The following is a 14002-nucleotide window of genomic DNA, read 5'->3' as shown; positions in this document are numbered from 1 at the left end:
AGGCGGGCGAGGGCATGCGGCTCAAGGTTTTGGGGTGTAGCGGCGGAATAGGCGGTGCCATGCGCACCACTTCTTTCCTTGTGGGCCGCCATGTCCTCATTGATGCAGGTACGGGGGTGGGGGATCTATCTGTGGCCGAGCTGGCGCAGATTGATCACCTGTTCCTGACCCATGCCCATCTGGATCACATTGCCATGCTCCCCCTGCTAGTGGACACGGTGGGCGCCATGCGAGCGCAACCCTTACGCGTCCATGCCTCGCAGGCCACGCTCGATGTGTTGTCCAAGCACGTGTTCAACTGGCATATCTGGCCCGATTTCCGTGAAATCCCCAACCGGAAATCCCCCTGGATGGTGTTCGAGCCTTTCGAGCTGGGTGAGCAATGCCAAGTCTCACCCGATCTGACCATCACGGCACTGCCGGCCGTGCACACAGTACCTGCCGTGGCCTATCAGCTGGATTCCGGACCGCATAGTCTGGTGTTCTCCGGGGATACCACGGTGAACGATGAGTTCTGGCCCGTCGTCAATGCGATCTACAACCTCAAGACGCTCATCATCGAGACGGCATTCTGTAACCGGGAGCGCATACTGGCTGAAGCCTCATGTCATTTGTGCCCCGCGATGCTAGCGGGCGAACTGGCCAAGCTGAAGAATGATCCCGAGATCTATATCACTCACCTCAAGCCTGGCGAGGTGGAGTTAACCATGCAGGAAATCGGCACCGATGCTGCCGCGTTCCACCCCAAAATGCTCAAAAACGGCCAAGTGCTGGATTTCTGAACCCACACATCATGAACAAACCCGTCGCCGGCACCCCTGAACTCTCTCTTGAACTGCAACTGGCTCGCGATCTGCAGGCTGTTACCAACAAGATCCACGCCACCGGCAATCTCGACGAGATCATGCTCGAAGTGAGCGGCACCATCTGCGAGCTGTTCAATGCCGACCGTTTGACCATTTATGCGCTGAACGATGAGCGCAACGCCATTGTTTCTAAGGTCAAAACCGGGCTCAATTCGTTCAAGGAACTCAAGCTACCCATCAGCGAGCAAAGCATCGCGGGGTATGTGGCGCACACGAAGACGCTGGTCAATATCAAGGATGTCTACGATCTGGCCGAACTCAAGGCCATTCACCCCAAGCTGACTTTCCTGCAGGAGGTCGACAAGCGCACGGGCTACCGTACCCAGCAGATGCTGGTTGTCCCCATCGTCGAAGAAGCCACCGATACCCTGATCGGCGTGCTGCAACTCATCAACAACCGGGCAGGACGCCCGTTTCCCGCGCTGGTTGAAAAAGGTGCGGGCGATCTTTGCAAAACGCTGGCCATTGCCATGAAGCAACGCCAGCACGGCGGCCCCTTCATTGCCCGGACCAAGTTTGACTATCTGGTGCTGGACGGTGTGCTCACCGCCACCGAACTGGAGCAAGCCATCCGTGGGGCGAGAGAGCATGGCTACGATGCAGAAGAAGTACTGCGCAAGGAATTGAGGATTACCCCGGCACAGCTTGGGGCATCGCTGGCGCGCTTTTTTGGTGTGGATTACGAGCCCTTCAAGGCAGAGCGACTCAAGCCCATGGACCTGCTCAAGTCCATCAAGCGTGATTACGCCGAAATGGCCCAATGGTTGCCATTGGAAGAGGGCAAGGATGGCATTCTGATTGTGGCCACCGATCCCGAGAAAGTACGCGGCAGCGGTGTGGGTGGCCAGGTCTATCCGGGCAAGAAGCTCATCTATCGTGTTTGCAGCCAGCATGAGTTCAACCAGCAGCTGGATCTGTTCTTTGGCGCTGCCGGCAGCGGCAGTGATGGCAGCTCCATTGGCGACCTGCTCTCGACCATGGGCGATGATGGTGATGAGATCGAGTCCATCAGCAGCGAGGCCATCTCGGCCGCGCAGGACAACGAGCTGGTCAAGCTGGTAAACAAGGTGATTGTCGATGCTTACAATATGGGTGTCTCAGACATCCATATCGAGCCCTTCCCCGGCAAGGCCAAGACTGAAATCCGCTTCCGTCGGGATGGCTCGTTGCAGCCCTATATTGAAGTTCCCTCGGCCTACCGCGAGCCCTTGGTCACGCGGATCAAGATCATGTGCGATCTGGATATCTCCGAGCGCCGCAAGCCGCAGGACGGCAAGATCAAGTTCAAGAAATACGGCCCGCTCGATATCGAGCTGCGGGTGGCCACGGTGCCGACAGCCGGTGGTATGGAAGACGTGGTGATGCGGATTCTTGCCTCGGGCGAACCGTTGCCCCTGGACAAGATGGGTTTCTCCAAGCGCAATAACGAGACCCTGCGCAAGGTGATCTCCAAGCCTTATGGCTTGTTCTTCGTCTGTGGCCCGACCGGTTCCGGTAAAACCACCACGCTGCACTCGGTGCTCAAGTTCCTCAATACCTCCGAGACCAAAATCTGGACTGCGGAAGACCCGGTGGAAATCACTCAGAAGGGTTTGCGCCAGGTCCAGATGAACCCTAAGGCCGGCCTGACCTTTGCGGTCGCCATGAAAGCCTTCCTGCGTGCCGACCCCGACATCATCATGGTCGGTGAAATGCGCGACAAGGAAACCACCAGTACCGGTATCGAGGCCTCGCTGACGGGCCACCTGGTGCTCGCGACACTGCATACCAACTCCGCGCCAGAGTCCATCATCCGCCTGCTGGATATGGGTATGGATCCATTCAACTTCTCCGATGCGTTGCTGGGCATCCTGGCGCAGCGTCTGGCCAAGCGCCTGTGCAGCAGCTGCAAGAAGGCGTATCACCCCGATGCCGCTGAGCTCAAGCTGATTCTCGAAGAGTATGCCGAAGAGCTAAAGAATACGGAGAGCTGGAAAAAGGACCCTGCAGCCGCAGCCAAAGCCTTGTTTGAGGAGTGGAAGCGGGACTTTGCCGATAAAGAGGGCAAGTTCACCTTGTACAAGCCGGTAGGTTGCGATACCTGTGGCGGCACGGGGTACAAGGGACGGGTTGGCTTGCATGAACTGCTGGTGGGTACGGATGTGATCAAGAAGCGCATTCAGGAGCACGCGCGGGTGGCTGAGTTGCTTGCCGCTGCACTGGATGAGGGGATGCGCACGCTCAAGCAAGATGGTATTGAGAAGGTGTTGCAAGGCGTGACCGACCTGCACCAGGTGCGGGCGGTCTGTATCAAGTAATCCTTTTCTGCAGGCAGGAGCAACGAGGCCATGAGCGAGCAGGCCCATCAGCTGATGCATCGGCTGGAGATGCTCAACGCAATCGGCATTGCGCTATCGAGTGAGCGCGATATCAATCGGCTTGTCGAGCTGATCCTGATGGCGGCCAAGAATCTCGTCAATGCCGATGCCGGCACCTTGTACCTGGTGCGCGACGAGCAGCTGCATTTCGAGATCGTGCGCACGGATACTTTGGGCATCGCCATGGGTGGGAGCACCGGGAAAAAGCCCCCCATGCCGCCCATTCCCATGATGCTCGACGACGGCACACCCAACACCCACACGGTGGTCGCTTGCGCCGCGCTTGTTGGGGAAACCTTCAATATTCCCGATGCCTATCAGGCTGTCGGTTTTGATTTCTCCGGCACCAAGCGTTTTGATGCCGCCAATGGCTATCTCTCCAAATCGTTTCTGACGGTTCCTTTGCGCAATCACGAGCGCGAGATCATCGGCGTACTCCAGCTGATCAATAAACTCGATGCACAGGGGCAGATCGAACCATTTGGCGATCAGGATCAGCGGCTGGTTGAGTCACTCTCATCCCAAGCCGCCATTGCGCTCACCAACCGGCAGTTGATCAATGAGCTGGAAAACCTGTTCGAAGCACTGATCAACCTGATCAACACGGCGATCGATGACAAGAGTCCCTATACCGGCGGCCACTGCGAACGGGTTCCCGCGCTCACCATGCTGCTGGCCGAGGCGGTCAACCGCGTCGACTGGGGACCGCTCAAGGCATTCCACCTGACCGAGAAGGATCGTTACGAGCTCAAGATCGCCGGTTTGCTGCACGACTGCGGCAAGATCACCACGCCGGTCCACGTGGTGGACAAATCCACGAAGCTGGAAACCATCTTTGACCGCATCAAGCTGATAGATACCCGCTTTGAAGTCCTCAAGCGAGATGCCGAAATTGCCTTCTTGCGTGGTGTCACGGATGAGGCCGCTTACCAGGCCAGGTTGGTCCAACTGGAGGATGACCGCGCTTTCCTGCGCCGCGCCAATCTGGGTGGCGAATTCATGAAGCCGGAAGATCAGCAGCGTGTGCGCGACATTGGCGCCTATCGGCTAAGTGACGAAAATGGTCAGTCTGTGCCGTTCTTGAGTGAGGACGAGATTGAAAATCTCAGCATTGCCCGCGGCACGCTCACTGGTACTGAGCGCGAGATCATCAACCATCACATTGATGTGACTATCCAGCTGCTGGAAGCACTGCCTTGGCCCAAGCACCTGAAGTCTGTCCCTGAGTACGCGGGCGGGCACCATGAGCGCATGGATGGCAAAGGCTACCCGCGCGGCCTTACCCGCGAACAGATGAGCCTGCAGGCCCGCATGATGGGCATCGCCGACATCTTCGAGGCCCTGACGGCGCGCGACCGCCCCTACAAGCCAGGCAAGACCCTCTCCGAGTCGCTGACCATTCTCGCGCGTATGTGCAAGGACAAACATGTGGATCATGAGCTTTTTGAGGTGTTCGTGAAGGAACAGGTCTACCTGCAATACGCCCATCAGTTTCTGGAGTCGGGGCAGATTGACGTGGTGGATGAAGGGGCGATTCTGCGCTTGGCGACTATCTAGGCTGCTTGATGCGCCAGAGGCGTTGGTCTTGGCATGCTAGTTGCGTACTGTATCGCCCATGTCCACCCCTAGGCCTGAAGTCATGAATACCAGCAGACAGCAAGGCTTTACGCTCATAGAGCTGATGATCGTTCTGGGTATTATCGGTGTGCTGGCCGCAATAGCGATGCCTAGCTTCAGTGAGTACATGCAGCGAGGGGAAGACAAGGCTGCGCAGTCTGATGCGCGGAACTTTCTTAATTTGGCTGGTGCAAACGGGCCTGGTACAGACTAGCAAGGTATGTTTTTTGCTATAGTCGTCCGCGTGCCACGGTGGCATGCTTGGTCAAGATCATATTCAAGGAGTTACAAGATGAAACGACTGCAGAAGGGCTTTACCCTCATCGAACTGATGATTGTTGTTGCCATCATCGGCATTCTGGCCGCGATTGCCATTCCGCAATTCAGCGAATACACCAAGAAGGGTGAGGACAAGGCTGCGCAATCCGATGCGCGCAACTTCCTGACTGGCGCTGCTGCCAACTCGAACAACTAATCCCTTCTAGCTAATTACGGAGTTCATCATGAAGAAATCGCAAATTTCCTTGGCGTCCCTGATCGCCACTGCCGCAATTGGTATTGTTAGCGTCGAGGCGACCGCAGTTACTGCGTGTGCTGGCACTGCCACTTCGGTGACCGTGTCTGGCAGTACTGCTAGTTTTGTTAAGAATGATTTCAGCCTCAAGTGTTCGGCCAACGTTCTGATGGATTACAGCCAAGATGCCGTTACCGCTGGCGTTTGTGCTGGTTCGATCAAGGGTAAGAACAAGTTTGGCGGCACCACCGCTGGTGGCGCAGTTTCCGCTGCCACGACGACTTGCGGTACGGATGGTTGCACGACCACTGAGGTTGCATCCAACCTGACCACCGGTTGCTAATCAGCAGCCCATGCGGTCAAAAGGAGCGGCGAGAGCTGCTCCTTTTTTATTGGTGTTCGGTATCGCAGTTTTCACGAAGTCGTCTGCCGACTGCTTGGCGGGGCACATTCTTTGCTAAAGTAGAAGCGGCACTATCTCCAGTATGCTGCCACTTTGCGCAACCCCAAGGAGCTACAAGATGAAACGACTACAGCAGGGTTTTACCCTCATCGAGCTGATGATTGTTGTTGCCATCATCGGTATTCTGGCCGCAATCGCCATTCCGCAGTTCAGCGAGTACACCAAGAAGGGTGAGGACAAGGCTGCGCAATCCGATGCGCGCAACTTCCTGACTGGTGCTGCTGCCAACTCGAATAACTGATTCCTTTCGGCCAAGTTAAGGAGCTCATCATGAAGAAGTCCCAAATCTCCCTTTCGGCGCTGATTGCGACTGCCGCTATGGCTGCCAGTCTTGAGGCCGGCGCGACCGCCGCTTGCGAAGGTGCCGCAACTTCCATCACGGTGACGGGTAGCACCGCTAGCTTCGTCAAGAATGACTTCAGCCTCAAGTGCTCGTCCAATGTGCTGATGGACTACTCCCAAGATGCCGTTACGGCAGGCGTATGTGCTGGCTCGATCAAGGGCAAGAACAAGTTTGGTGGCACGACTGCGGGTGGTGCGGTTTCTGCTGCGACGACCTCTTGCGGTACCGATGGGTGCACAACCTCGGAAGTGGCTTCGAACCTGACCACCGGTTGCTAAACGGGTATCCCTGTTATCTCTGAAGGGGGCGGCTTAGGCCGCTCCTTTTGTCTTGATTCTCTCGAAGTTGATGCCATGATTTTCCAACATGCGCTGGCAACCGGCCGGTCCGCGTTGCGCGGTCGGCTTTCTCAAGCATTCCTGTTATTGAGCCTGCTAACGCTCGGCGTCGCGGTATTGGCCGCCGCGTTCTCTGCCAGGCAGCCTCAGGCTGTGGCGCTCGATGTTGGCCTGTCGGGTATCCGCATGTCGTTAACGCTGCTGTCCCTGATCTGGGTGCAGGACCTGGTCAGTAAGGAAATCGAGCGCAGGACGGTCTTTTTTGTTTTTGCCTATCCAAGTTCGCGCACAGAGTATCTGATCGGCCGTTACCTCGGCATTATGGTCATGCTGGTGCTTGCATTGACTGTGCTGGGGATCATGCTCAATGTCCTCACACGGTACTCCTCATGGGGCTATGCCTATCCGCATGAACTCCAACTGGGCCTGCCTTATCTGACCACCCTAATGTTAATGGCGCTGGATCTGGCACTGGTGACCGCGCTGGCACTCGCCGTAGCCACTGCGGCCACCACAACCATGTTGCCATTCCTGGTGGGCTTAGCGTTTGCCGTGGCCGCCCGTGCTCTCGGCCCCGTGCTGGATTTCATGGCCAAGGGGGCGGGAGGGGATGAGCGCTTCAAGCAGGCATGGGATGGCCCGGTCAATCTGGTGCGCTGGCTGATCCCCGATCTGGACCGTATGGATATCCGCGCGTGGCCTCTTTATGGTGTGGTCCCCGATTGGACTAGCGTCCTGACGGCGTCGTTCAGCGTCGGTGCTTACTTGGTGGCTTTGCTGGTACTCGCGCACTATGCATTGCAGAAGCGGGAGTTCGCATAGTGTGGTACCGATTTGCGCCGATGATCATCTTGGCCGCGGCGGTAGCAGGCCATCTCTGGTCGGTCAGTCTGAATCGGACTGCCGAGCGTCAGCGGGTCGATACCGAGGCGGCAGTCTATCTGCCGCCTGCGGCGCAACTGGCGCTAGCGGGTGGGGATCGTTATGTCGCCGCCAATGTCAATACACTCAGGGCGTTGATGGTGGGGACGCATCGACTCAAGCCGGAGACCTATCAAGTCCTTGGCTTGTTGCAAAGGGATGCTGCCCGCTTCAACCCGGGGCATGAAGACAACTACTACATCGCGACCGCAATCCTGCCCTGGGCCGGGCAGCTGACGCTGACGCAGGAAATCCTCAGCCTTGCCATGCAGGGGCGGCCCTATGACATGTACCCCCCCTTTTTCTACGGTTTCCACCAGCTTTACTTCAATAAAGACCCTGAGGCTGCCTCCACGACCGTTCGGCTCGCTGCTCGCAGGATGAACACGGACGACAAGCGGAAGTCACTAGATAGCATGGCCATTTTCTGGGCGGAGCGCGGCGACTTGAGCGCGGCGGAGCAGACCTTGCTTGAGATGGCCAAAAGTACAAGAAATCGTGACTACGCCGCTTTCCTGAGGAAGCGGGCGCAACGAATCAATCGGCTGGCCATGCTGCGCTCCGCTACAACCCGCTGGCAGACGGAGAGGGGGCACCCTCCGCCCGAGCTGGAGGCGCTGGTCTCTGCGGGCTACGTCGCCACCATTCCTCAAGATCCCCTAGGTGGCCGTTTCGTGCTGGATAAGTCAGGCAAGCCAGTTGTTCAGGAAAGATGATCTCGATGACGGATGCGATTTCGATTCACGGTTTAAGTAAGTCATTCAGCAAGGGCTACGGCAAGCGTTTTGTGGCGCTGGATGACGTCAGTTTCTCCGTTCAACCCGGGGAGGCCTTTGGGTTCATTGGCCAGAATGGTGCCGGCAAAAGTACAACCATCAAGGTGCTGACCGGCGCGTTGCGGCAAGACGCAGGGGAGGCCGCACTTTTCGGTACAAGCGTTGGTGAGCATGGTAGCCGCCGCGGTGTGGGCTATGTGCCCGAGAGCCCGTGGCTGTACGACTACCTGACACCCATGGAAATACTCAAGATGGGTGTGGCAGCTCATGTGCTCCCTTTGCGGGGCAACGCTCTGCGTGACCATTGCCATCTCTGGCTAGAAAGATTCGGGCTGGATCAGGTAGCCAACAAGGTCATCCGTGGTTTCTCCAAGGGCATGGTCCAGAGAACGGCATTGGCTCATGCGTTGGCTTGTCAGCCTAGGTTGCTCATACTCGACGAGCCGCTATCGGGCCTGGATCCTCTCGGTCGCCGTGAGGTGGTGGAGATTCTTCTGAACTACCGCCAGGAGGGTGGCACGATCTTCTTCTCGTCGCACGTGCTGCATGATGTCGAGCGCTTGGCACACCGAGTGGGCCTGATTCATCGCGGCAAGCTACGGACGATCAAGTCACCAGCCGAGCTGTTGAATCAAGATGATCATGTGCTGATCCGTTATGCGGGCAGCAAGCCTTTGCCGGGCGCGGAGCCTGAGACCGCAGGGCGGTGGAGCATGGAAATTTCCCGCAGAGATACCTGGCAGGTGCTGGACGCCCTGCGTGCGGCTGGCGATGAAGTGATCGAGGTGCGCCCTGCCTTGTCACTGGAGCGCGCATTCATCCGTTTTGTTGCCGAGTTTGATGCAGAGTCCAACCGCTCGCCGAGTGCATGATCCCATGATTGACAATACCGACCCGGACATCCCCCGTCTTTTGATGGGTCAGGATTACGCAGACGCCGAGGCCCTGGCCCGCGCCTATCAGCCCAAGCATGCAAAAGACATCTACGGGCTGAAATCACTGGGTGTTGCCCTCATTGCCCAAGGACGCCATGAGGAGGCGCTTACAACACTGGAACGAGCCCTCCGGCTTGAGCCGCGCGATCACGAGTTGTGGTCGAACAAGGGCGTGGCCTTGTCTTCCCTGGGGCGTTATCCGGATGCCGTCCGGATGTTTGAGGCCGCACTAGCCCTCAAGCCGGATGATGCTGACGCCTTGGCCAATCTGGGGTGGACCTATTACAAGCAGCGCGACTTCAAACAGGCGCTCGCGGCGTACAACGACGCCGTGAATTGGGATGAAGGGTGCTATGCCGCTTGGCGTGGCCTCGCGAGGGTCTTGCTCGATAACGGCGATCTGGATGACGCCATCATCTGCCATGGCCGGGCCCTGATGATGCGGCAGGATGATCCCTTCACGCTGATGGGATTTGCGCGCACCTACAAAGACAAGGGCATGTACGCGGAGGCCTGTGCCGTATATGCAGAGCTGGTCAGCCGTTTCCCGCAATACGGGGATCCTGTTGCAGCGATGGTTCATCTCAGCCACTGGAATGTGGACTGGGAAAGCCTGGAGCAGGACATGGCGCTACTCCGCGAGGCGCTGGAAACCAAGAGCATTGCGCAGCCATTCCAGTTGCTGTCGCTAGATATCGGGCCTGATCTGCATCTCAAGGTTGCCAGATGCCAAGCGCGTCGCGAAGTCGACAGCCTGCCTGTCAACGTCGATAGACGCGCACCAGATGATCCCCGCTTCAACTACAAGCATCGCAAGCTACGCATCGGTTATATCTCGTCCGACTTTGGTAACCATCCGGTGGGCCGACTGGTGGCGGGCGTACTGGCGGCGCATGACAAACAGCATTTCAGAATCTTTGGGTACTCAGCGGACCGAGCGCGCCGCGGGCACCATGTTCATACCCAGATCAAATCTGCCTGTGACAGTTTTATCGAGGTGAGTCGTTTAGGTGACGTCGAACTGGTTGACCGCCTGCGTCGGGACGAAATCGACATCCTGGTGGATCTGAATGGCTGGACGCGCAACAATCGCTTACGGGCAATGTCCTTGCGCGCCGCACCCATCCAGGTCACATGGCTGGGCTATCCCGGGACGACCGGCTTTGATGGTGTGATTGACTACCTGATTGGCGATCCGGTAACGACCCCACTGGCAATGGCCGATGACTACTCCGAGAAACTGGCGCTGATGCCGCATTGCTATCAGCCCAACGATGATGGCCGCCCGAGCCAACGCCTCAGAAGCCGGCAACGTGCTGGCTTGCCAGCATCAGGCATCGTTTTCTGCTCATTCAATAACTACTACAAGATTTTGCCCACCATGCTGGATGCGTGGTGCCGGATCATGAAGGCAGTACCTGGTTCTGTGATATGGCTGCTCAACGCTGGAGACATTCCTCAGGCAAATCTGCAGGAGGAATTTTCCCGTCGCGGTATCGGATCGGAGCGCCTGATTTTCGCTCGCCGCGTACCGGCAGATGAACATCTGGCCAGACTGGCCCTTGCCGATATTGCACTGGACACGTTTCCCTATGGATCGCACACCACCGGTAGCGATGCACTCTGGATGGGTGTTCCCTTGGTCAGCCTGATGGGGACGACGTTTGCCAGCCGTGTGGCAGCAAGCCTTTTGCGGGCCATCGGCGTGCCCGAACTGGCCGTGACTAGCCAAGCGGACTACGAGGCCCTGGCGATCCATCTGGCCTCCGACCCTGTGCGCCTAAAGCGGATCAGACAGAAGTTGCGCCGTAACCGTGACAAGACGCCGCTGTTTGATACAGCAGGTTTTGCCAGAGATCTCGAACAACTTTATAGGCGCATGATGGATCGCCATCATCGCGGCCTCGCTCCGGACCATCTACTGTCATGAATAAAAACACCAAGTCCAAGTCCGCGAGTGACCCGGCAAGGAAGCTGGTTGACTTGTGCAACAGCCGACAGTTCGCCCAGTTGGAGCCGTTGGCACGGGCCCATTTGCGTCGACACCCGGACAGCCTTCTGGCCAGACGCGCCCTGTGCGCCGCACTGATGGGGTTGGAGCGCTTTGAAGAAGCACTACCCCTGATACAGCGCACTTTGCAGTTCACCGGAATGGACCAGGATCTCCTTCGCCAGTTAGGGGCAGCACAGGTTGAGTGCGGTCAGATCCACGCCGGGGCAGAGACGCTCCAGCAACTGTTGGCGGCGGGGTGCCGGCTTCCCGAGGTTTATATCAACCTGGGTATTGCGTGGTTGCGTTCGGGTAAGGCCAAGGAAGCCAAGCAGGCCTTCATGGATGCGCTGTTGCTGGAGCCGGATTCGATCCGTGCACGGACTGGGTTGGGTCAGGTCTATCTCTACGATGACTGCCCCACCGAGGCGAGACTGGAGTTCGCTGCCGTGCTGGCGGTCAGCCCGGATGACAAACGCGCGATGGCGGGCTTTGCGGACGCCCATCGTGCCCTGAAGCTCCATCCCGAGGCCGTCTATTGCTATTCAGAGTTGGTACGCTTGGCGCCTGACGATGCTTATGCGGCCTCCATGCTGGTCCACGCCGCGATGGAAATGTATGACTGGGAGGACCTGGATGCACGTATTGCACATGCTCATCGATTGATTGTGGATGAGGGCAAGCATGGCGGTATGGTGTTTGCTCTGTGTGGTCTCCGAGAGTTCTCGCGCCACGATCTGTACCAAGCCACCTTGCAGCGCTCCCAGGCAGCCCGGGAGGCCCCGTTGGAGAGTGAGATGTTGCTGCCTCCGGGAGGAGAAGGCGAGCGCTTGAGAATTGGCTATCTTTCGTCGGATTTCGGTACACATCCGGTCAGCCATCTGCTGGTTGGTGCGCTGGAGTGTCACGATCGGAGCAAGTTTGAAGTATTCGGTTATGCCACTGGGCCCAAGCGAGATGGGGCGGATCGTCAGCGTATCGAGGCGGCGTTCGAACACTTTCATGATGTGAGGGCGCTGGCCGACGATGAGCTGCAAGCGCTGATCCGTACGCATCGCTTGCATATCCTGGTCGAGTTGAACGGACATACGGCTTATAGCCGGATAGATGGGCTGAGCTACAAGCGCTGTGCGCCCATCCAGGTTACTTGGCTTGGCTATCCCGGTACCACGGGTACGGCTTTTGCGGACTACTTGTTCGGTGATGCCGTGGTGACGCCGCCTGAGCACGCGGGTCAGTACTCAGAAAAGGTCGTCAATCTGCCCCATTGTTATCAACCTAATGACAACAAGCGCGCCAATGGTCTGACGAGTTCGCGCGAGGCAGAGGGTCTCGCGTCCGATGCTTTTGTCATGTGCTCGTTCAATCAGCCGTTCAAGCTTGGTCCGGCGACGTTTGATATTTGGTGTGCGTTGCTGAAGAAGATTGACGGCAGCCAGCTCTGGCTGCTTGAGCCGCCTGAGGCCGCCAAGGACAACCTGCTGGAAGAGGCACACCAGCGGGGGGTCGATGCATCACGCATCGTCTTCGCCCCCAAACGGACGTTGGCAGAGCACATGGGCCGGATCGGTCTGGCCGATCTCGCGTTGGATACTTTCCCTTACGGATCCCACACCACGGGGAGCGATGCTCTGTGGGCCGGCGTGCCACTGGTCACGATGATGGGAGAGACCTTCGCCAGTCGCGTGGCCGCATCGCTCTTGGTCAATGTGGGCCTGTCCGAGCTGATTACCCACACACCCGAAGAGTACGAACACTGTATCTTGCGTCTGGCACAGCACCCGGATGAGCTGAGTGCGTTGAGGGTGCGCTTGCAGGCGCAACTGCTGCAGACCCCGTTGTTTGATACCCGCCAGTTCACGCGTGACTTGGAAGCGGTGTATACGCAACTGTGGCGTCATCAGGTCAGCAAGCAGAATAAGGGCGACGAATCATGAGCAAGCGCATTTTGGTAACAGGCGGGGCCGGGTTCCTCGGCTCTCATTTGTGTGAGCGCCTTCTGGCGGATGGCCATGAGGTCTTGTGTGTCGACAACTTCTTTACCGGCACGAAGCGCAATGTCGCCCATTTAATGGGGAACTCCCACTTCGAGGTCATGCGTCACGACGTGACATTTCCGCTCTATGTGGAAGTGGATCAGATCTATAACTTGGCCTGCCCGGCAAGCCCGGTTCACTATCAGCACGACCCCGTCCAAACGCTGAAAACCAGCGTACACGGCGCGATCAACATGCTGGGTCTGGCCAAACGCGTTGGCGCAACCATTCTTCAGGCTTCGACCTCCGAAGTGTATGGTGATCCTGAAGAGCACCCACAGACCGAGTCATACTGGGGGAAGGTCAATCCGATTGGTATCCGCAGTTGCTACGATGAAGGCAAGCGCTGTGCGGAAACGCTGTTTTTTGATTATCACCGCCAGCACGGCGTGGATATCAAGGTGGTCCGGATATTCAATACATACGGGCCAAGGATGCACCCGGACGACGGACGCGTAGTCAGCAATTTCATCGTTCAGGCTTTGCGTGGCGAAGACATCACGCTCTATGGCGACGGCATGCAGACCCGTTCATTCTGTTTTGTCTCAGATCTGATAGAGGGTCTGGTGGCAATGATGAACTCGCCCGCCGGCATTACCGGCCCGATCAATCTGGGCAACCCGATCGAATTGACGATGGTGCAACTGGCCCAGGAAGTCATTCGTTTGACGGGCAGCCGGTCTCAGCTGAAACACATGCCTTTGCCCCAAGACGATCCCAAGCAAAGACGACCAGCGATTTCTCTTGCCAGTACTCAGCTCAATTGGGCACCACGGGTCGATGTGGAGCAGGGGCTGGCGCAGACCATCAGCTACTTCAAGCAGCTGTTTGCAAAGGATGTATAAC

At 57.6% G+C, this 14002-nt stretch carries 13 protein-coding genes and 1 pseudogene; all 14 read left to right on the top strand.

Going from position 1 to position 14002, the window contains the following annotated elements:
* The first annotated feature begins 59 nt into the window (after positions 1-59).
* The 14 genes and pseudogenes from O9X62_RS02215 to O9X62_RS02150 all read left to right on the top strand — a co-directional run bounded on the left by O9X62_RS02215 (position 60) and on the right by O9X62_RS02150 (position 14001).
* Positions 60-782 (top strand): 3',5'-cyclic-nucleotide phosphodiesterase, encoded by a 723-nt coding sequence (locus O9X62_RS02215; RefSeq protein WP_269531141.1) that lies wholly within the window; start codon positions 60-62, stop codon positions 780-782.
* A gap of 11 nt (positions 783-793) precedes the next feature.
* Complete coding sequence (locus tag O9X62_RS02210) at positions 794-3163, top strand: ATPase, T2SS/T4P/T4SS family (protein ID WP_269531140.1); 2370 nt, start codon at positions 794-796, stop codon at positions 3161-3163.
* Positions 3164-3193: 30 nt separating this feature from the next.
* Entirely contained in the window at positions 3194-4780 is a 1587-nt protein-coding gene (locus O9X62_RS02205; protein ID WP_269531139.1) for an HD family phosphohydrolase, read from the top strand.
* Between the two features lie 82 nt (positions 4781-4862).
* Positions 4863-5054, top strand: coding sequence for a prepilin-type N-terminal cleavage/methylation domain-containing protein (locus tag O9X62_RS15985; protein WP_308446411.1), 192 nt, complete (start codon positions 4863-4865; stop codon positions 5052-5054).
* A 78-nt stretch (positions 5055-5132) separates the two neighbouring features.
* Positions 5133-5249, top strand: a pseudogene (locus O9X62_RS02195) (prepilin-type N-terminal cleavage/methylation domain-containing protein); the annotation flags it as partial.
* A gap of 94 nt (positions 5250-5343) precedes the next feature.
* Positions 5344-5697 carry a hypothetical protein gene (locus O9X62_RS02190; RefSeq protein ID WP_269531138.1) on the top strand — a complete coding sequence of 118 codons (354 nt, stop codon included), beginning with the start codon at positions 5344-5346 and terminating at the stop codon, positions 5695-5697.
* Between the two features lie 178 nt (positions 5698-5875).
* Positions 5876-6058 carry a prepilin-type N-terminal cleavage/methylation domain-containing protein gene (locus tag O9X62_RS16015; protein WP_374708380.1) on the top strand — a complete coding sequence of 61 codons (183 nt, stop codon included), beginning with the start codon at positions 5876-5878 and terminating at the stop codon, positions 6056-6058.
* Between the two features lie 29 nt (positions 6059-6087).
* A complete protein-coding gene (locus O9X62_RS02180; protein ID WP_269531137.1) occupies positions 6088-6438 on the top strand; it encodes a hypothetical protein in 351 nt (116 codons plus the stop codon).
* A 75-nt stretch (positions 6439-6513) separates the two neighbouring features.
* Positions 6514-7320 carry a hypothetical protein gene (locus O9X62_RS02175; protein WP_269531136.1) on the top strand — a complete coding sequence of 269 codons (807 nt, stop codon included), beginning with the start codon at positions 6514-6516 and terminating at the stop codon, positions 7318-7320.
* 20 nt (positions 7321-7340) lie between these two features.
* Positions 7341-8135 (top strand): hypothetical protein, encoded by a 795-nt coding sequence (locus O9X62_RS02170; RefSeq protein WP_269531135.1) that lies wholly within the window; start codon positions 7341-7343, stop codon positions 8133-8135.
* A 5-nt stretch (positions 8136-8140) separates the two neighbouring features.
* Complete coding sequence (locus tag O9X62_RS02165) at positions 8141-9067, top strand: ABC transporter ATP-binding protein (RefSeq protein ID WP_269531134.1); 927 nt, start codon at positions 8141-8143, stop codon at positions 9065-9067.
* Positions 9068-9071: 4 nt separating this feature from the next.
* Positions 9072-11060, top strand: a complete 1989-nt coding sequence (locus O9X62_RS02160) for a tetratricopeptide repeat protein (RefSeq protein ID WP_269531133.1) — start codon at positions 9072-9074, stop codon at positions 11058-11060.
* A 221-nt stretch (positions 11061-11281) separates the two neighbouring features.
* Positions 11282-13057 carry a tetratricopeptide repeat protein gene (locus O9X62_RS02155; RefSeq protein ID WP_269531132.1) on the top strand — a complete coding sequence of 592 codons (1776 nt, stop codon included), beginning with the start codon at positions 11282-11284 and terminating at the stop codon, positions 13055-13057.
* Entirely contained in the window at positions 13054-14001 is a 948-nt protein-coding gene (locus tag O9X62_RS02150; protein ID WP_269531131.1) for a UDP-glucuronic acid decarboxylase family protein, read from the top strand. The genes O9X62_RS02155 and O9X62_RS02150 overlap by 4 nt, the downstream gene beginning before the upstream one ends.
* Position 14002: the final 1 nt, after the last annotated feature.

The sequence above is a fragment of the Chitinimonas sp. BJYL2 genome (assembly GCF_027257935.1).
Classification (GTDB): domain Bacteria; phylum Pseudomonadota; class Gammaproteobacteria; order Burkholderiales; family Chitinimonadaceae; genus Chitinimonas.
This window is presented reverse-complemented; position numbering and strand designations above follow the sequence as displayed.